Source organism: Sinorhizobium fredii (assembly GCF_002944405.1).
GTDB classification, from domain to species: domain Bacteria; phylum Pseudomonadota; class Alphaproteobacteria; order Rhizobiales; family Rhizobiaceae; genus Sinorhizobium; species Sinorhizobium fredii_C.
In genome coordinates, this window is the sequence record NZ_CP024307.1 from 2897387 (window position 1) to 2915089 (window position 17703).

General features: G+C 63.3%; 17 protein-coding genes. 10 read left to right on the forward strand and 7 right to left on the reverse strand.

Annotation, left to right across the window (positions count from 1 at the left end; all coding sequences use genetic code 11):
• The 8 genes from NXT3_RS14270 (at position 1) to NXT3_RS14305 (ending at position 6915) form a co-directional block, all read left to right on the forward strand.
• On the forward strand, positions 1-1068 hold the full coding sequence (locus NXT3_RS14270; RefSeq protein ID WP_037414490.1) for an ABC transporter ATP-binding protein: 1068 nt from the start codon (positions 1-3) through the stop codon (positions 1066-1068).
• Between the two features lie 179 nt (positions 1069-1247).
• Complete coding sequence (locus tag NXT3_RS14275; RefSeq protein ID WP_037414489.1) at positions 1248-1634, forward strand: c-type cytochrome; 387 nt, start codon at positions 1248-1250, stop codon at positions 1632-1634.
• A 137-nt stretch (positions 1635-1771) separates the two neighbouring features.
• On the forward strand, positions 1772-2611 hold the full coding sequence (locus NXT3_RS14280; RefSeq protein WP_037414488.1) for a cytochrome c oxidase subunit II: 840 nt from the start codon (positions 1772-1774) through the stop codon (positions 2609-2611).
• A 32-nt stretch (positions 2612-2643) separates the two neighbouring features.
• Positions 2644-4425 (forward strand): cytochrome c oxidase subunit I, encoded by a 1782-nt coding sequence (gene ctaD / locus NXT3_RS14285; protein ID WP_104839543.1) that lies wholly within the window; start codon positions 2644-2646, stop codon positions 4423-4425.
• Entirely contained in the window at positions 4422-5120 is a 699-nt protein-coding gene (locus NXT3_RS14290; RefSeq protein WP_104839544.1) for a cytochrome c oxidase subunit 3, read from the forward strand. Before ctaD ends, NXT3_RS14290 begins: the two co-directional genes overlap by 4 nt.
• A 12-nt stretch (positions 5121-5132) precedes the next feature.
• A complete protein-coding gene (locus NXT3_RS14295) occupies positions 5133-5855 on the forward strand; it encodes a heme-copper oxidase subunit III family protein (protein ID WP_037414485.1) in 723 nt (240 codons plus the stop codon).
• A gap of 10 nt (positions 5856-5865) precedes the next feature.
• Positions 5866-6222: a cytochrome C oxidase subunit IV family protein gene (locus tag NXT3_RS14300; protein ID WP_037414483.1), complete on the forward strand. Its 357-nt coding sequence runs from the start codon at positions 5866-5868 to the stop codon at positions 6220-6222.
• Positions 6223-6459: 237 nt separating this feature from the next.
• A complete protein-coding gene (locus tag NXT3_RS14305; RefSeq protein WP_037387763.1) occupies positions 6460-6915 on the forward strand; it encodes an RrF2 family transcriptional regulator in 456 nt (151 codons plus the stop codon).
• Positions 6916-6927: 12 nt separating this feature from the next.
• Here the strand turns inward: NXT3_RS14305 and NXT3_RS14310 are convergent, their stop codons facing one another.
• From NXT3_RS14310 to NXT3_RS14320, 3 genes are all read right to left on the reverse strand, one after another.
• Entirely contained in the window at positions 6928-7905 is a 978-nt protein-coding gene (locus NXT3_RS14310; protein ID WP_104840005.1) for an acyl-CoA dehydrogenase family protein, read from the reverse strand.
• 173 nt (positions 7906-8078) lie between these two features.
• Positions 8079-8264, reverse strand: coding sequence for a hypothetical protein (locus NXT3_RS14315; protein WP_037414480.1), 186 nt, complete (start codon positions 8262-8264; stop codon positions 8079-8081).
• A 127-nt stretch (positions 8265-8391) separates the two neighbouring features.
• Positions 8392-8940 carry a flavin reductase family protein gene (locus NXT3_RS14320; RefSeq protein ID WP_083853871.1) on the reverse strand — a complete coding sequence of 183 codons (549 nt, stop codon included), beginning with the start codon at positions 8938-8940 and terminating at the stop codon, positions 8392-8394.
• A gap of 166 nt (positions 8941-9106) precedes the next feature.
• On the opposite strand from NXT3_RS14320, the gene NXT3_RS14325 reads away from it, so the two are divergent.
• Entirely contained in the window at positions 9107-10567 is a 1461-nt protein-coding gene (locus NXT3_RS14325; protein WP_104839545.1) for an FAD/NAD(P)-binding protein, read from the forward strand.
• A 20-nt stretch (positions 10568-10587) separates the two neighbouring features.
• Here the strand turns inward: NXT3_RS14325 and NXT3_RS14330 are convergent, their stop codons facing one another.
• The 4 genes from NXT3_RS14330 to NXT3_RS14345 are packed head-to-tail and all read right to left on the reverse strand — an operon-like array spanning position 10588 to position 14462.
• A complete protein-coding gene (locus NXT3_RS14330; protein WP_104839546.1) occupies positions 10588-11403 on the reverse strand; it encodes an ABC transporter ATP-binding protein in 816 nt (271 codons plus the stop codon).
• Between the two features lie 9 nt (positions 11404-11412).
• Positions 11413-12249: an ABC transporter permease subunit gene (locus tag NXT3_RS14335; RefSeq protein ID WP_037414476.1), complete on the reverse strand. Its 837-nt coding sequence runs from the start codon at positions 12247-12249 to the stop codon at positions 11413-11415.
• A 53-nt stretch (positions 12250-12302) separates the two neighbouring features.
• Positions 12303-13472 carry an FMNH2-dependent alkanesulfonate monooxygenase gene (ssuD, locus tag NXT3_RS14340; RefSeq protein WP_037414474.1) on the reverse strand — a complete coding sequence of 390 codons (1170 nt, stop codon included), beginning with the start codon at positions 13470-13472 and terminating at the stop codon, positions 12303-12305.
• A gap of 27 nt (positions 13473-13499) precedes the next feature.
• Positions 13500-14462, reverse strand: coding sequence for an aliphatic sulfonate ABC transporter substrate-binding protein (locus NXT3_RS14345; protein ID WP_097525105.1), 963 nt, complete (start codon positions 14460-14462; stop codon positions 13500-13502).
• 358 nt (positions 14463-14820) lie between these two features.
• On the opposite strand from NXT3_RS14345, the gene NXT3_RS14350 reads away from it, so the two are divergent.
• Complete coding sequence (locus NXT3_RS14350) at positions 14821-17382, forward strand: GcvT family protein (RefSeq protein ID WP_097537920.1); 2562 nt, start codon at positions 14821-14823, stop codon at positions 17380-17382.
• Positions 17383-17703 lie beyond the last annotated feature (321 nt).

Below are 17703 nucleotides of genomic sequence, written 5' to 3' on the forward strand. Positions count from 1 at the left end.
ATGGCTTCCATCGACATCGCCAATATCCAGAAATCCTACGGCGTCCACCCGGTGCTGCACGACGTCGACCTCAAGATCCGCGACGGCGAATTCGTCGTCCTCGTCGGCCCGTCCGGCTGCGGCAAGTCGACCTTGCTGCGGATGATCGCCGGGCTTGAAAGCGTCACCGGCGGCGAGATCCGCATTGCCGGCAAGCGGGTGAACGAGCTCGCACCAAAGGACCGCGACATTGCCATGGTGTTTCAGTCCTACGCGCTCTATCCGCACATGTCGGTCGCCCGGAACATGAGTTACAGCCTGAGGCTTCGCAAGACGCCGAAGGAGAGGATCGCAACCGTGGTGACCGGTGCCGCCGCCAAGCTTGGCCTCGAGCCGCTGCTGGAGCGTCGGCCGAAAGCGCTTTCCGGCGGTCAGCGCCAGCGCGTCGCCATGGGCCGCGCCATCGTGCGCCAGCCGAAGGCCTTCCTCTTCGACGAGCCGCTCTCCAATCTCGACGCACGGCTGCGCGAGCAGATGCGCGCCGAAATCAAGAAGCTGCACAAGGATCTCGGCGCCACCTCGATCTACGTGACGCATGACCAGATCGAGGCGATGACGCTCGCCGACCGGATCGTCGCCATGAATGCCGGCGTCGTCCAGCAGGTCGGCAGTCCGCTGGACCTCTACGACCGTCCCGCCAATCTCTTCGTTGCCGGCTTCATCGGATCGCCCGGCATGAACTTTTTCGAGGGCACCTGTCGCGCTGCCGACGGGCCGCTGTTCGAAATCGCCGGAGACATCGGAATTCCCCTCGACGCATCTCCCCCGCTTGCGAACAACGCCAGGGCGACGCTCGGCATCCGCCCGGAGCACATCGTGCTTGCCGGCCATGGACCGGAGACGCTGCTCGCCGCCGTCGACCTCGTCGAGCCGACCGGCTTCGGCATCATCCTGCACCTCTCGCTCGGGCGGGCGGGCTTTAAGGTCTTCACCAACGATCGCTCCTTCCTGACCGCCTCCGGCACCATCCCCGTCCACTTCCCGGCGCACAGCCTGCACTTCTTCGACAGCGAGGGGACCCGCGTCTGACGGGCGCCCTATCCGTCTCTATCCCGAAGGAGCAATTGACTTCTCCCCGGTGTGGACTAGCTTCTTTTTGTCGCAAGTATCAACCGCTCCGGCGCGCATTCTTAGAGAGCAAGCACCGTCCAAAGCCACGATTGACGATACTCTTCTTTGCCCGCGCCGGGCGAAAATGGGGAAGTATCATGCGAATTGCAGTTGTTGCCCTGTCTTTTTCGGCACTCCTTCTCTGTCCGACCGCCGGACAGGCGCAGGAGGGCGACGCCGAGGCCGGCGCCACCGTCTTCAAGAAATGCTCCGCCTGCCACGTCGTGGACAAGGATCAGAATAGGGTCGGGCCATCGCTCATGGGCGTCATCGGCCGAACCGCCGGAACTCATGCGAACTTCAAATATTCGAAAGCCATGGTCGATGCGGGCAAGAACGGGCTCGTCTGGGACGAGGCGGCGCTGAATGAGTATCTCCGAGATCCCAAAGCCAAGGTCAAAGGCACCAAGATGGTCTTCCCCGGCCTCAAGAAGGACGATGAGATCGCCAATGTGATCGCCTATCTCAAGCAACACCCCAAATAGGAGCATCTCCCGGGTAGGCAGAATTCTCCGCCTTACCGAGGATTTGCCAGTATTATCCGTTCGTGCAATAATTCTGATCGGAACGCCGCGGATTGCGTATTCGTCTCACGGCCAATCGCGGCGGGGAGGGACAGAAAATGGCGGTGGTAGTGATTCTGGTTGTGTTGGCCGCCGGATCAGTGTTGTTCCATTTGCTCAGTCCTTGGTGGTGGACGCCGATCGCCTCCAACTGGAATTACATAGACAATACCATCATCATCACCTTCTGGATCACCGGCATTGCCTTTACCGCCGTGGTCCTGTTCATGGCCTATTGCGTTCTGCGCTTCCGCCATCGTCCCGGCAACACCGCCGCCTATGAGCCCGAGAACAGGAAGCTCGAAGGCTGGCTGGCGACGAGCACGACGCTGGGCGTCGCGGCGATGCTGGCGCCCGGCCTGTTCGTCTGGAACCAGTACATCACCGTCCCGCAGGGTGCTTCGGAAGTGGAGGTGATCGGAGCGCAATGGCTCTGGAGCTTCCGGCTTCCCGGCGCGGACGGGCGGCTCGGCACCAGCGAAACCCGCGACATCACCCCGGAAAACACGCTCGGCCTCAACCGGAACGACGCCGCCAGCCTCGACGACCTGATCATCGAGGGCGGCGAGCTTCACCTTCCCGTCGGCAAGCCGGTGAAGGTGCTGCTCCGCTCCGTCGATGTGCTGCACGATTTCTACGTACCGGAATTCCGCGCCAAAATGGACATGGTGCCGGGCATGGTGACCTATTTCTGGTTCACCCCGACGCGCACCGGCACCTTCGAAATCCTCTGCGCCGAGCTCTGCGGCGTCGGCCATCCGCAGATGCGCGGCACCGTCGTGGTCGATACCGAGGAAGACTATAGGACCTGGCTCGCCGAGCAGCAGAGTTTTTCGCAACTATCCGCATCGTCCGAAACTAGCCCGGCGGCAACGGTTGCCGCCGCAGCGGCGCAGTAGGAGGCGCCGTGGCGTAGCGACCTGGGAGGATTATGATGGTCGATGTCCGGTCCGGTATTGGCGAGGCGCTTCCGCCTCCCGAAGTCGAGGATGTTGAGCTCTACCATCCGCACAGCTGGTGGACGCGCTACGTCTTCAGCCAGGATGCGAAGATCATCGCCATCCAATATGCGACGACCGCGATCGCCATCGGCATGGTGGCGCTGGTGCTGTCCTGGCTTATGCGCCTGCAGCTCGGCTTTCCCGGCACGTTCGACTTTATCGATGCCGATGCCTATTACCAGTTCATCACCATGCACGGCATGATCATGGTGATCTACCTCTTGACCGCGCTCTTCCTCGGCGGCTTCGGAAATTATCTCATTCCGCTGATGGTCGGCGCCCGCGACATGGTGTTCCCCTACGCCAACATGCTGAGCTATTGGATCTATTTGCTCGCCGTGCTGGTGCTGGTCGCGAGTTTCTTCGCACCCGGCGGACCGACGGGCGCCGGCTGGACGCTCTATCCGCCGCAGGCCGTGCTTTCCGGCACGCCGGGCGGCAAGGATTGGGGCATCATCCTGATGCTCGCGTCGCTGATCATCTTCATCATCGGCTTCACCATGGGCGGCCTCAACTATGTCGTAACGGTACTCCAGGGCCGCGCCCGCGGCATGACGCTGATGCGCCTGCCGCTGACCGTCTGGGGCATCTTCACGGCGACGGCAATGGCGCTGCTTGCCTTTCCCGCGCTATTCGTCGCCTGCGTGATGATGCTGTTCGACCGGCTGCTCGGCACCAGCTTCTTCATGCCGGCGATCGTCGAAATGGGCGAGCAGCTGCAGCATGGCGGCGGCAGCCCGATCCTGTTCCAGCATCTCTTCTGGTTCTTCGGGCACCCGGAGGTCTACATCGTCGCGCTCCCCGCCTTCGGCATCGTTTCCGATCTGATCAGCACCCACGCGCGCAAGAACATCTTCGGCTACCGGATGATGGTCTGGGCGATCGTCATCATCGGCGGCCTCTCCTTCATCGTCTGGGCGCACCACATGTATGTGAGCGGGATGAATCCCTATTTCGGCTTCTTCTTCGCCACCACGACGCTGATCATCGCCGTGCCGACAGCGATCAAGGTGTACAATTGGGTACTGACCCTCTGGCGCGGCAATATCCACCTGACCTTGCCGATGCTGTTTTCGCTGGCCTTCATCGTCACCTTCGTCAATGGCGGGCTGACGGGCCTCTTCCTCGGCAATGTCGTCGTCGACGTGCCGCTCTCCGACACGATGTTCGTCGTCGCGCATTTCCACATGGTGATGGGCGTGGCGCCGATCATGGTCATCTTCGGTGCGATCTATCATTGGTATCCGAAGATCACCGGCCGCATGCTCAATGAAGCGCTTGGCCAGATCCACTTCTGGGTCACCTTCATCGGCGCGTATTTGATCTTTTTCCCGATGCACTATGTCGGCCTCGTCGGCGTGCCGCGCCGCTACTACGACCTGGGCGAAATGGCTTTCGTGCAGGACTCGGTCCACAGCCTCAACGCCTTCATCAGCGTCATGGCGCTGATCGTCGGCGCCGCCCAGATCGTCTTCCTGTTCAATCTCGTCTGGAGCCTGCGCCACGGCCGCGAAGCCGGCGGCAATCCGTGGCGGGCGACAACGCTCGAGTGGCAGACGCCGGAGACGCCGCCGCCGCACGGCAATTGGGGTCATCAGCTGCCGGTCGTCTATCGCTGGGCTTACGATTACAGCGTTCCGGGGGCACCGGAGGATTTCATCCCGCAGAACCAGCCGACGCCGAGCCGCGTCGGTCATGAGGCGGCTTCATGAGCGTCGCTGTCATCTTCCTCACGCTGGTCGCCGCCGTCATCGTCTGGTGGCTTGCCCGGCAACGGCTCGCTTCGCGCCCCTGGCTCGAAGTCGGCCACGTCTACGACCGCCGGAGCGGCGCGCCGCTGCCAGCGGCAAAGATCGGGCTCGGCGTCTTCCTCGGTGTCGTCGGCGCGCTGTTCTCGCTCGCCATCAGCGCCTATTTCATGCGGATGGCCTCGTCCGACTGGGGCTCCCTTCCCCTGCCCGCTCTGCTCTGGGTCAATACCGGCATTCTGGCCGCCGGCAGCCTCACGCTGCACCGGGCAAAGGTCGAGGCCCAGAAGCGCCACGACGAGGCGACCAGAACCGCCCTGCTTGCAGCGCTGGCCGCCGGCCTCGCTTTCCTCGTCGGACAGCTATTCGCCTGGCGCGAACTGACGGCTGCCGGCTATTTCCTGGCCGGAAATCCCGCCAACAGCTTCTTCTACCTGCTGACCGGCATGCACGGCCTGCACATCGTCGGCGGACTTGCCGCGCTCGGCCGGCTCACTGTCCGCGCCTGGGGCGGACCGCTCGACCGCAGAATACGCCTGACAGTCGAGCTCTGCGCCATCTACTGGCATTTCATGCTGTTCGTCTGGCTGGTGCTCTTCGGCCTCTTTTCCGGCTGGGCCAGCGACGTCGTCGATTTCTGCCGCCAACTCCTGACATAGGAACCGCTGACAATGTCTGCCCCGATCAAGACCCCCGCCGCAGAAACGCTTCCCCGCCCGGCCGGCCTGGCCGGGCTGGCGTCGGACTGGGCCTCGGACCAGCGGACGTTCAAGAACGTCTCCTGGGGGAAGGCCATGATGTGGATCTTCCTCCTCAGCGACACCTTCGTCTTCGGCTGCTTCCTGCTCGCCTATATGGCGGCGCGCATGTCCACCACCGTGCCCTGGCCGAACCCGAGCGAAGTCTTCGCGCTGGAGATCGGCGGAACGCATATGCCGCTGATCCTGATCGCGATCATGACCTTCGTGCTGATCTCCTCGAGCGGCACCATGGCGATGGCGGTCAATTGCGGTTATCGCCGCGACCGCAGGAAGACCGCAATTCTCATGCTGGTGACCGCCCTGTTCGGCGCCACTTTCGTCGGCATGCAGGCATTCGAGTGGTCGAAACTGATCGCCGAAGGCGTGCGGCCCTGGGGCAACCCCTGGGGAGCGGCGCAGTTCGGCTCCTCCTTCTTCATGATCACCGGCTTCCACGGCACCCATGTCACCTTCGGCGTGATCTTCCTGCTGATCGTCGCCCGCAAGGTCTGGCGCGGCGATTTCGACACGGAGCGGCCCGGCTTCTTCACCAGCCGCAAGGGCCGCTACGAGATCGTCGAGATCACCGGCCTCTACTGGCACTTCGTCGACCTCGTCTGGGTCTTCATCTTCGCGTTCTTCTATCTCTGGTGAGGAGGGCACCATGGCGCATGCAGAGGCTCAAGCCGCGCAACATACGGCACATACGGAACAGCAGCAGCACCCGATCAAGCTCTACCTGCTGGTCTGGGGCCTGCTCTTCGTGCTCAGCGCCTTTTCCTACCTGGTCGATTATTTCGGCCTGCAGGGCTATCTCCGCTGGTCGCTGATCCTGATCTTCATGATGCTGAAGGCCGGATTGATCGTGGCGGTGTTCATGCACATGGCCTGGGAGCGGCTCGCGCTCACCTATGCCATCCTTCTGCCGCCGCTCTTGGTCCTGGTCTTCGTGGCGCTGATGGCGTCGGAGTCGAACTACGTCCTGTTCACCCGCCTAGCCTTCTTCGGCACAGGGCCCTGACAGTCGAGGCGAGCAAATGAGGGCGCAATATCCGCTTTTTTTGCACACGCCGCCTGCGACACAGGTCAAATCAAGGATTCTTACGGGAGTGACCTAAAATTCATCGCCGTGGAGTAGCAGTTTCAGTGAAACTGGCTTGCAGATTAATTCACCAAAAACTATTTACTTAGTGAGAAATAATAGACGTGCCCGCGCGCCATCCGGCGCGTGCGCGATCGACACCATCCGAGTGCCACGATGCTTACGAAAAAAGGCAAGTACGGATTGAAGGCGCTTGTTGATCTGGCGCGCCTTGGTCCTGGAGAAACCGCGTTCGTGACGGAGATTGCGACGCGCAACAATATTCCGAAGAAGTTCCTCGACACCATCCTCCTGGAACTGCGCAACACCGGCATCCTGCGCTCGAAGAAGGGCCCCAACGGCGGCTATTCGCTGTCGAAGCCCGCCACGGAGATCATGATCGGCCAGGTCATCCGCGCGCTTGACGGTCCGCTTGCCCCCATCCGCTGTGCGAGCCGAACGGCCTTCGAGGCCTGCGACGATTGCAACGATCCGGTCGGCTGTCAGGTTCGCCTGTCGATGACGGAGGTTCGCGACGCAATCGCCACCATCCTCGACAACATGACGCTTGCGCAGTTCGTCTCAAAGGACCGGACGAAGACGGTCGAGGAAGCGCTCATCGCCGGCGAGTGATCCCGCGTTCACTCAGGTGAACAGCATGCGCCCGAGCTCCGCAAGCAGGTGCCCGGTGCCGCGCGTGACTTCTAACGGAAAGGCGATTTCGATCGTCGTCGCTAGCCTACCCACGGCCGCGACTGCGGCGGGCGTGGAGTTCACCTGCGCGAGGTCGAGGGCGGTCGAAGCTCGGTCGATCAACGCCGCTAAGGTCTCGATCTCAACTTGGAACCGCCCGATCCGTTCGTCCCAGGGCCCGTCGCTGGAAGGCCGGCCGTCGCGCCACATGTTCAGATTGCCGGCCAGTTGCCGGCGCTTCTCGCCAAGGACGACCGCGGCCTGCAGGATCGTTCCGAGCGATCGGGCAAGCAGAAGCGCATCGCGATTGAGGGCAAGCACCGCGTCGGCCGGCACATGCGCCTCGCCAAGCCGATAAAGTGCCGGCTCGCCGGTGTGCACGACACGGGTTTCCGTGCGGCCACGCTGGACGAGCAACAGGCTCGACGCCTCGGCGTCGTTCAGTGCCAGGACGGCGAACCAATCCGGTTCGCCGAGACAGGCGGCCTCGAGCGCATCGGTCAACTTGAAGCCGATGCCATCGGGCACGTAGCGTGGCGTGCCCTGATCGCTCGGGGCTGCGGCCGACAGCCTCTCACCGGACGCCACATGCGAATAGATGCTGCGCCGCTGCTCTTCGCTGCCGGCGTTACGAACCAATTCTAGGGCGCGATAATGATGAACGAGGGCACCGGCCGCAGCGGGTTGCACTTCGGCGATCTTCGACACGGCATCGGCTATCAGCCCGTTCGAAACGTCCGCACCGTCGAAATCGGAGGGGATGGAGATCGCGAGCAGGCCGGACCGCACCAGCGCGTCCGCCAGGACAATGGCGGGAGCCTCGGCGCCAAGCGCCACGAGCTCGCCGGCCGCCGTCAATACCTCCTCGTCGGACGCTATGCGAAGCGGCACCGGCCGAAGACGCTCATGCAGATGTGTAATGGACCCCATCTCGTGCATCCTTACTGATGCGGGCTCAGCTGGAACCGGCGGGTCGATCGCAAAGGCGGCGCGTCCGACATTAGGCGCGGCATCGTAGGAGATGATGGCTCGCGGCGAGGCTCCATTCCATTGGCCGGACTGCGATCTGCACAGAGGCCGCATACATTGCTCGCCATTCCGCCTCAGAGAACCGGGAACAGTCCCCAGAACAGGGCCTGCCGGCGCTCCTGCTCCTCGTCGCTGCGGTCGACCGTGTCGGTCCTTGTCTCGTCGGCAGCTTTCCTCGGTGCGCTTTCGGAGCGGATACGAAACTGCTCGCGCCAAGGTGCGAACAGGTCGAAGGAGAAGTTCACAATACCGAGCGGCATTTCGGCGTTCCTCCCGTTGAGCCCTTCATGGGTCGGCGCGCAGTGTCGCCGCATTCTGCTCGTTCGTCAATAATTTCGATGTAAACTGTGCATTACAAGTGCTCGGCCACATCGCTCGACGAATGCCCTATCGGGACAGTGCAAAGTACCGGCCCTCCCGATAGATTAGGGTTTCACCCCCGCCAATACGGATGCCGACCACACGGCCGAGCACGATTGCGTGGCTGTGCCTTTCGATTGCCTCTTCCACCTCGCAGTCGATCGCCGCCACCGCATCCTGAAGCACCGGCGCGCCGCTGGCAAGGCGGGTCCATTCGCCGCCACGGTAGCGGTCCGGCCCCTTGAGCCCGCCACGGCCGGCGAACTGGTTGGCGAGGAACTCGTGCTGTTCGCCGACGATGTTGACGCAGAAATGACCGAACCGCTCGACGACCGGCCACGTCGATGACGCACGATTGAGGGAGACGAGCATACGCGGCGGCTCGACCGAGAGGGCGGTGGCCGAGGTGACGGTCGCCCCGGTCCGCGCCTCCCCTTCTCCCGCGGTTATGATGCTGACGCCGCCGCCCAAGGCGCGCAATGCCGCCTTCAGACTGTCGGCATCGGCCGGCCGATTCGTGGACCGGCTGGCGTTCTCCTCGATCTCGAAGGCTCGTACTGAAGGCTGAACCGACATTTTTCCGCTCCTCTATTCGGCAGATCCACGATTTCCCGATTGGTAACAGCGACGGCGCGCCCCCGGTAGACATCCGGTTCTTTAGTATATATATTTTATAGAAAATATAACTATCCTCTCGTACGAGGCACTTCAAGGCCGCCGCTCCAACCGAAGGGAGATCGGAATGCTGAGAATAACGCTGCCATTGCCGAAGGACATCGGGCCGGCTCCGACCACCAGCAGAGTAGCAATCATCGGCGGAGGCTTCACCGGAGCAAGCCTTGCCCGCCTTCTTGCCGTGAATGGTCAATACGGGCCTGACGACATCATCGTCTTCGAGCCCCGCGCCGGCCTCGGCGCCGGCTTGGCCTATGATACCGATGATCCCTCGCTCCGCCTAAACGTCGCGGCTCACCGTATGCGCGCCGTGCCCGGCGACCCGCAAGCCTTCGTCCATTGGCTGTCGGGTTCCGGGCGTTTCGATCTGGACCCGGATGCCGTGGCAGATGGCGGAATCTACGCGCGCCGGGCCGATTTCGCAGCGTTCATGGCCGAGCAGATCCAGCCCTTCCTCGACAGGGGAAGCGTCAGGCATGTCCGCGAGCGCGCTGAGCGAATCTGCCGCCGGCACGGCCGCTGGCAGATCGAGGGAAATGGCGGCGCAGCGGTGCAGGCCGATATCGTCGTGATCGCGACCGGCCATCCGCCGCCGACGCCGCCGGACGTGCTTTCCTACCATCTTGGCTGCGACGCTCGCTTCATACCGGACCCTTTGCGGTCCGGCGCCCTCCGGCCGATAGGACAGGACGATAAGGTCCTCGTCGTCGGTGCCGGCCTGACGGCGCTCGACGCCGTGGGTGCCTTGCACGCGCAAGGCCATCGCTCGGAGGTGACGCTCCTTTCACGAACGGGACAGCTGCCGCAGCCACAGGCATCCGGCGATTTCGCGCCGCATGGCGACTTCCTTATCGGTCTCCCGAACACCGCCCTTTCGCTTCTCGAGCGGGTGCGCTTCGCCCTTGAAGAGGTGACCGAAGCCGGCCTGCCCTGGCAGAGCGTCTTCGACGCCTTGCGTCACCAGGGCCAAACCATCTGGCAGGCATTGCCGCTCGTCGAACAGCGCCGCATCCTGCGCCACCTTCGCCGACGCTTCGAAGCGCATCGCTTTCGCATGTCGCCGCAGATCGCCGAACTTGTCGAGCGCGAAAGAGCGGCGGGACGCCTGCGAAGCCGTGCGGGTCGGATCGTCGCGGTCCGCCCGGGCCACGCTGAAATCGCCGTCGATATTGCGACGAAGCCACATGGGATTGTGGTGCGCCACGCTGCACAATGGATCATCGCGGCGACCGGACCCGACCACGGCAACGTGATCGGTCGCCAAAGCTGTCTTGCCGATCTGAAAGGCTCCGGCCTCCTGAGGAAGGACCCGCGCGGTCTCGGCATCGCATGCGATCAAGACAGCCGGGCCGTGGCGCGGGACGGCTACCCGGTGGAGGATCTGTTCATCGCCGGACCGCCGGCGCGCGGCGCCTTCGGCGAACTCACAGGGGTGCCGGAGATCGCCGCCCAGGCGGAAAGGATCGTCCAGAAAATCTTGGCGATGCGCTTCGCCACGACGCGGACGATCACGATCCGATCGCTGTAGCGGGCAAGGCCCGGGCGTCGTCAGCCGAGGATGGCATCCAGCAGGCGGCGCTCGAACACGGCGAGACCCGGATCGCCATGGCGCCGCGGATGCTCCGTCGGAATTTCGAGATCGAGCGCCACCCTGCCGCCGTCGAGGACAATCACCCGGTCGGCCAGATGCACCGCCTCGCTGACATCATGGGTCACCAGGACCGCCGTGAATCCCAACTCCCGCCAGACCCGGCTGACGAGTTCCTGCATCGTGATGCGCGTCAATGCGTCGAGCGCACCGAGCGGTTCGTCGAAAACCAGCAGACCCGGGCGGCTGACGAGCGAGCGAGCGAGCGCCACCCGTTGCCGCTGGCCGCCGGAGAGCCGCGCCGGCCATTGATCCGCCTTGTCGGTCAATTGTACGTCGTCCAGCGCCATTAGCGCTTTCACGCGCGCCGTATCCTTGTCGATATCCTGGCCGAGGCCAACCGCCACATTGTCGACCACCCTCGCCCAGGGAAGCAGCCGAGGCTCCTGGAAGACGATGCGCGCATTGGCCTCCACCGTGTTTCCCGATCGATCGGCGAAGCGAAGCGAGCCGGCGGTCGGGCGGTCCAGCCCGACGAGCAGGCGCAACAAGGTACTTTTGCCGCAGCCGCTCTTGCCGACGATCGCCAGGAACTGCCCGGCCAGGACGTCAAGGTCGATGCCACGAAGGACCCGGTTTTGACCGAAGGATTGCTCGACCCGCCGCAGCTCGATCGAGACCGCTTCGGTCGCTGCGGCGGAGACCGTTCGCCCCTGTTCTCCCAAGGGTTCGACAGTGCCTTGGCGCCCCTCGAACCTGCTGACATAGCCGCTCATGCTGGCCTCCTATTTCTGATAGACCGGGTTCCAGGACAGGGCATTACGCTCCAGGGCCCTCGCAATCACGTCGGCGAGCTTGCCAAGCGCCGCGTAGATGAGCAGTGACAGAACCACCACGTCCGTCATCATGAATTCTCGCGCCTGATTCGCCATATGGCCGATCCCGGATGATGCGGCGATCGACTCCGAGACGATGAGCGTCAGCCACATGATGCCGAGCGCATAACGCAGTCCGACGAATATCGAAGGCAGGGCGCCGGGCAGGATGACCTTCCTGAACAGTGTCCAGCCGCTCATTCCGTAGATCCGGCCCATCTCGATCAGCTCGCGGTCGACGTTCCTGACGCCGTGAAAGGTGTTGAGATAGATTGGAAAAAGCACGCCCAAAGACGTGAGGAACAGCTTCGATTCCTCGCCGATCCCGAACCAGAGGATTACCAGCGGGATCATGGCCAGATGCGGAATGGTCCTGAGCATCTGCAGCGAGGTGTCCGTCAATTGCTCGGAAAGCTTGGAGACGCCGTTCGCAATGCCAAGCAGCAGACCGATCGTTCCGCCGACGATAAGTCCGGCCAGGGCGCGCGCGCCCGAAACTGCCACGTTATGAAGCAGCGCGCCGGAGAGCAATTGCTCGACGAAGGCGGCTGCCACATCCGTCGGCGCCGGCATGATCCGCGTCGAAATCCAGCCGAGCGACGAAAATAACTGCCACACCAGAACCAGGACGATCGGCACGGCATAGGGCAAGAGCCCCTCCAGACGGATCCGCCGCGCCGGTGGGGCCGGCAAGACCCAGCTCCGTCTTTGCCGCGGGCGATCGCTTGCAACGTCGTATGCGGTCATATTCTTCTCCTTCTCGATTGGCGAGCGCGGCCCGCACGGATTCCCGTTCGGGATCAGGAGCCGGCGACGACTCGCAGATTGCCTCCATGGCCACCGCCAGCGAAAAGCGGCTGTTCTCCGAAGGACGAGCGGACCTGGTTGCGCGGACCAGCAAGGCCGATTTCCGGAAAGAGCAGTTCGGAAACCCGATAGACCTCCTCGAGATGGGGATAACCGGAGGCGATCACCGTATCGATGCCGATTTCCTGGTATTCCCGGAGGCGGGCGGCCACCGTCTTTGGCGAGCCGACAAGCGCGGTCCCGGCGCCCGAGCGGACGAGGCCGATGCCGGCCCAAAGGTTGGGCGACACTTCGAGCCTGTCTCGACGGCCGCCGTGCAGCGCCCGCATGCGAGCCTGGCCGACGGAATCGGAGTTCCGGGCAAATCCTTCCTGGGCAGCGGCAATCGTCTCGTCCGAGAGCTTGGAGATCAGCCGGTCGGCGGCAGCCCAGGCCTCCTCGTCGGTCTCGCGGACGATGAAGTGCAGGCGAATGCCGAAGGTCACCTCCCGCCCCTTGTCGAACGCGGCCTTGCGGACCGTGGCAATCTTTTCCGCGACCTGGGCCGGCGTCTCGCCCCAGGTCAGGTATTTGTCGACCACGCCCGTCGAAAATTCGATCGCGGCATCCGACGATCCGCCGAAATAGAGCGGCGGGCGCGGCTGCTGTACCGACGGGAAGCCAAGCTGTGCTTCGTGCGCCTTTATGTATTTGCCGTCGAGATGCGCCTTGCCTGTCTCGAGGAGCTGGTTGAAGACCTGGAAGAACTCCTCGGCATGCGCATAGCGTTCGTCATGCGGCAGGAAGACGCCGTCGCCGGCAAGCTCCTTGGCACTTCCGCCCGCGACGATATTGAGGAGCAGCCGCCCCCTCGAGACGCGGTCGAGCGTCGCGGCGAGCCGCGCGTAGTAGGCGGGCGAAGCGATGCCGGGTCGTATGGCCACGAGAAACTTCAGGTTCTCCGTGGAGGCCGCGAGGTGTGCTGCAAGGATGAAGGATTCCTCGCAGGCGACCCCGGTCGGAATGAGCACGCCGGAGTAACCCAGCCGGTCCGCCGCCGTGGCGATCTCGCGAAAATAGCCGATGTCCGCAGGGCGGCTCAGATCATCGGAGCCGAGATAGGCGCCATCGCCGGAGGTCGGGATGAACCAGAGGAAATCGAGTGGTTTGTCTGTCTTTGTCATGGCCTGATCCTTTCAGCGTGCGGCGTTTCAGCTTGCCTTCGGTCGCCAGGCGACGTCGGCGATCGTCAGGGTCTTCGGCAGGATGCCGAGGCCATGGAATTCGTCCGCGAGCGCCTGCTGGTAGGTCAGCGCGTCATCCGACAGGGGCGCCACCTTGCTGAGGTCGGCCCCCTTTCGCGTCAGGATCGTTCGGGTCACCTCGGTTGGAATGCCGGTGATCTCCGCGAGCGCCGGAACGGTCTCATCGAGATTGGCCTGCGCCCAGGCTCCGACCTTGGCCAGTTCATCAATCACCTCGGCGATGACCTCCGGCTCGGAGGCGGTGAAATCGCCATTGCCGAAGAAGAAGCTCCAGTTGTCGACGATGCCTTCCGCCGTGGTCAGGACCCGTGTCCGCGGATCCGCCTCGGCAACGGCAAAATAGGGGTCCCATATCGCCCAGGCGTCGATACCTCCGGTCTTGAAGGCGGCCGCCGCGTCTGGCGGGGCGAGATCGGCCGCTTCGATGTCGTCGGTCGTCAGGCCGACTTTGCGCAGCGCCTTGACTGTGAAATTATGGGCGCTGGAACCGCGCTTGAAAGCGATCTTCTTCCCCTTCAGCTCCTCGAGCGCAGTGATCGGCGAATCCTTCGGCACGAGGATGGCGGAGCCCGATGGCGTGCCCTTGTAGCTCCCGACGTAAAGAAGATTGGCCCCGGCAGCCTGGGCGAAAAGCGGCGGAACGTCGCCGGTCGGACCGAAGTCGAGCGAGCCGGCGCCGAGTGCCTCGAGGAGCGGCGGGCCCGAAGTGAACTCGGCCCAGCTCACCGTCAGGCCGCGTTCAGCAAGCCGCTTCTCCAGCGCGCCGGTACGCTTCGCCAAGGCGAGCACGCCGTTTTTCTGCCAGCCGATACGAAACTCCTTTGCCGCCCTTGCCTGCCGGATGTTCGGCGCGCTCAAGGCCGCGGCGGTTGCGCCGATGAGCGCGAGGGTCTGCCTGCGAGTGATCATTTTCCACCTCTGTCTGGTCGCTGAGGAACAATGCAGTTCGGGAGAATGATAAGATAGTCTATAAATTTACTAAGGAAACTTGTTCCAAAAAGTCCCTCGCCGGTGGAGATTATCGTTACTCCCGGACGCAAGACGCGAATGGATTGCTGCAACTCCAGAAGACGAACGGCAGCCTTGTGGCGCAAACCGCCCACTTGAGCACCAAGCTGAGCGGCTGCATCCCCCCTAGCCACCAGCGTTGCCATTCGCTACGGCATGGCTCTGGTCGTGCAGCACGATGATTATGTCGTAGACAGGCGCAACTCGCGTCGCTGCAAAATCTAATATCCGGCTTCCATACCAACTAGGGTCGCAAGCAATGGCAGAGTTTCCGCAAAGGGCGAAGGTCGTAATCATCGGTCTGGGTGGCATCGTTGGCGCGTCGATCGCCCATCACCTGATCGAGCGTGGCTGGGACGATATCGTCGGCATCGACAAGTCGGGCATCCCGACCGACATCGGCTCGACGGCGCATGCCTCCGACTTCTGCTACACGACGAGCCACGACTTTCTCTCGGTTTGGACGACGCAGTATTCGATCGACTTCTTCGAGAAGATGGGCCACTACGCCCGCATCGGCGGCCTGGAAGTCGCACGCACCGGCGACGACATCTGGATGGAGGAGATCAAGCGCAAGCTTTCCTCTGCCAAGGCCTTCGGCACTCGCGCGCACTATGTCTCGCCGGCCGAAATCAAGAAAATGTTCCCGTTGATCGAGGAAGATCAGGTCATGGGCGGCATGTTCGATCCGGATGCCGGCCTCGTCGTCCCGCGCTCGCAGACGGTTGCCGGCAAGCTGGTCGATGCGGCGGAAAAGTCCGGCAAGCTGCAGGTCTTCGGCAATACGCCGGCAACGTCGCTCCTCGTCGAGAACGGCCGCATCAAGGGCGTGGTCACGCATCGCGGCACGATCATGGCCGACCATGTCATCGTCTGCGCCGGCATCTGGGGTCGCCTGATCGCCGAAATGGTCGGCGAAGACCTGCCGGTCATGCCGGTCGACCATCCGCTGACCTTCTTCGGCCCCTATAACGAATTCGAAGGCACCGGCAAGGAAATCGGCTTCCCGCTGCTGCGCGACCAGGGCAACTCCGCCTATATGCGCGACACCGGCGACCCGAAGACCACCGAAGGCGGCCAGATCGAGTGGGGCTACTACGAGGCCACCAATCCGCGCCTCTGCCATCCGCGCGACATTCTCGAGAAGCACGAGGCACGCCTGTCGCCCTCGCAGCGCGATCTCGAGATGGAGCAGATCATCGAACCGCTCGAGCGCGCCATGGAACTGACGCCGATCCTCGGCGAGCTTGGCTATAACGAGGGCCACTCCTTCAACGGCCTGCTGCAGGTATCGGCCGCCGGCGGCCCCTCCTGCGGCGAGAGCCAGAAGGTGCGCGGCCTCTGGTATTGCGTCGCCATCTGGGTGAAGGACGGACCGGGCTACGGCAAGCTGATCGCCGACTGGATGACGGACGGGCGCACCGAGATCGACCATGCCTCGATCGACTATGCACGCTTCTACCCGCACCAGCTCGAGGAGAAATTCATCGAGGGCCGCTGCTTCGAGGCGGCACAGAAGATCTATTTCCCGGCCGTGCATACGCGCGAGCCCTATGCGAGCGGCCGCAACGTCAAGCGCTCGCCCTTCTACGAGCGCGAGAAGGAGCTCGGCGGTTACTTCATGGAGCTCGGCGGCTGGGAGCGCGCCCACGGCTATGCCGCCAACGAGCACCTCCTGGAAAGATACGGCAACCGGGTTCCAGTGCGCGAGAACGAGTGGGACAACCGCCATTTCTGGCGCGTCTCCAATGCCGAGCATCTGGCGATGAGCGAGGATTGCGGCATCGTCAACCTCTCGCACTTCCACATGGTCGACATCGAAGGTCCGGACCATGTGGAGCTTCTCGAGTGGCTTTGCGCCGCCAAGATCGGCGGAGACGGCAATATCGGCAAGGGCATCTACACCCACTTCCTCGATGACGAGGGGATGGTCAGGGCCGACTTCACGGTCTTCCGCATGGCCGACCGCTGCCGTCTCGTGAACGGCGCCGATGCCGGCCCGCGCGACTTCCACTACATGCGCCGTGTCGCGGAAGACCGGGGCCTCGACGTCACCATTACCGACGTTTCGGAGAAGTTCGTCACCATCGGCATCTGGGGCCCCAATGCCCGCCAGACGCTGAAGAAGGTGGTTGCCGATCCGGCCGGCCTCGATCCTGAGAACTTCCCCTTCGCCGCGATCAAGCCGATCGAGATCGCCGGCAAGCCGGTTTCGGCCTTCCGCATCTCCTATGTCGGCGAGCAAGGCTGGGAATTGCACATGAAGTATGAGGACGGCCTGGCGGTCTGGGATGCGCTGCGCACCACCGGCGTCATGGCCTTCGGCGTCGAGACCTATGCGAACTCGCGGCGCATGGAAAAGAGCCTGCGCCTGCAGAACGCGGATCTTCTCACCCAGTACAATCTCATCGAGGCCGACCTTGCCCGTCCGAAGGTCAAGGAAGCGGACTTCCGCGGCAAGGCGAAGCATCTGGAGTACAAGGCGCGCGAGCATCAGCCCGCCATGCTCTGCACGCTCGTCATGACCGAGAACACCGACAGGAACGGCATTAAGCGCTACCCGGTCGGCAACCTGCCGGTCATGGACCCGGAAACCGGTGAGGTGCTGATCGACGAACTCGGCCGCCGCTCCTACACCACCTCCATCGCCTACGGCCCGACGATCGGCAAGAACATCGCGCTCGCCTATCTGCCCTGGGCCTATTGCCAGGAAGGTCGCAAGCTGAACGTCGAATATTTCGCCGAGACCTATCCGGTCGAGGTCGCAGGTGTCGGCTACAAGCCGCTCTACGACCCGGAAAACCTCAAGCCGCGCAGCTAGCGTTTCCGAAGGGCCTAATAGCGAACAAGCGAGCCTCTCCAGCCGGAGGCTCGCTTTTTTACTGTGCTGTTCCCCGCGGTTTGGCCGAGCCGCGTCTACCGGGTTTCAGCGCCGATCAGCACGAAGGCTGAAAAGAGCCTTCGTGCCGCAGCACGCGGCGCTGCTTCATCGCTGTGACAAGCACAGGGACGAGGACGAGAAGCATCCAACAAGGTCCAATTTGCGCTACTGTCGCGTACTGTGGCATCTGATAGGACGCGCGGCGCTGCAGAGGCACCTCGCGCGGGTCCCCGTCTCCAGATGGCGATCGGCTCCATGGGA

Coding starts and splice junctions, on each gene's coding strand:
- NXT3_RS14270 (WP_037414490.1), top strand. CDS start 1: ATGGCTTCCATCGACATCGCCAATATCCAGAAATCCTACGGCGTCCAC.
- NXT3_RS14275 (WP_037414489.1), top strand. CDS start 1,248: ATGCGAATTGCAGTTGTTGCCCTGTCTTTTTCGGCACTCCTTCTCTGT.
- NXT3_RS14280 (WP_037414488.1), top strand. CDS start 1,772: ATGGCGGTGGTAGTGATTCTGGTTGTGTTGGCCGCCGGATCAGTGTTG.
- ctaD (WP_104839543.1), top strand. CDS start 2,644: ATGATGGTCGATGTCCGGTCCGGTATTGGCGAGGCGCTTCCGCCTCCC.
- NXT3_RS14290 (WP_104839544.1), top strand. CDS start 4,422: ATGAGCGTCGCTGTCATCTTCCTCACGCTGGTCGCCGCCGTCATCGTC.
- NXT3_RS14295 (WP_037414485.1), top strand. CDS start 5,133: ATGTCTGCCCCGATCAAGACCCCCGCCGCAGAAACGCTTCCCCGCCCG.
- NXT3_RS14300 (WP_037414483.1), top strand. CDS start 5,866: ATGGCGCATGCAGAGGCTCAAGCCGCGCAACATACGGCACATACGGAA.
- NXT3_RS14305 (WP_037387763.1), top strand. CDS start 6,460: ATGCTTACGAAAAAAGGCAAGTACGGATTGAAGGCGCTTGTTGATCTG.
- NXT3_RS14310 (WP_104840005.1), bottom strand. CDS start 7,905: ATGGGGTCCATTACACATCTGCATGAGCGTCTTCGGCCGGTGCCGCTT.
- NXT3_RS14315 (WP_037414480.1), bottom strand. CDS start 8,264: ATGCCGCTCGGTATTGTGAACTTCTCCTTCGACCTGTTCGCACCTTGG.
- NXT3_RS14320 (WP_083853871.1), bottom strand. CDS start 8,940: ATGTCGGTTCAGCCTTCAGTACGAGCCTTCGAGATCGAGGAGAACGCC.
- NXT3_RS14325 (WP_104839545.1), top strand. CDS start 9,107: ATGCTGAGAATAACGCTGCCATTGCCGAAGGACATCGGGCCGGCTCCG.
- NXT3_RS14330 (WP_104839546.1), bottom strand. CDS start 11,403: ATGAGCGGCTATGTCAGCAGGTTCGAGGGGCGCCAAGGCACTGTCGAA.
- NXT3_RS14335 (WP_037414476.1), bottom strand. CDS start 12,249: ATGACCGCATACGACGTTGCAAGCGATCGCCCGCGGCAAAGACGGAGC.
- ssuD (WP_037414474.1), bottom strand. CDS start 13,472: ATGACAAAGACAGACAAACCACTCGATTTCCTCTGGTTCATCCCGACC.
- NXT3_RS14345 (WP_097525105.1), bottom strand. CDS start 14,462: ATGATCACTCGCAGGCAGACCCTCGCGCTCATCGGCGCAACCGCCGCG.
- NXT3_RS14350 (WP_097537920.1), top strand. CDS start 14,821: ATGGCAGAGTTTCCGCAAAGGGCGAAGGTCGTAATCATCGGTCTGGGT.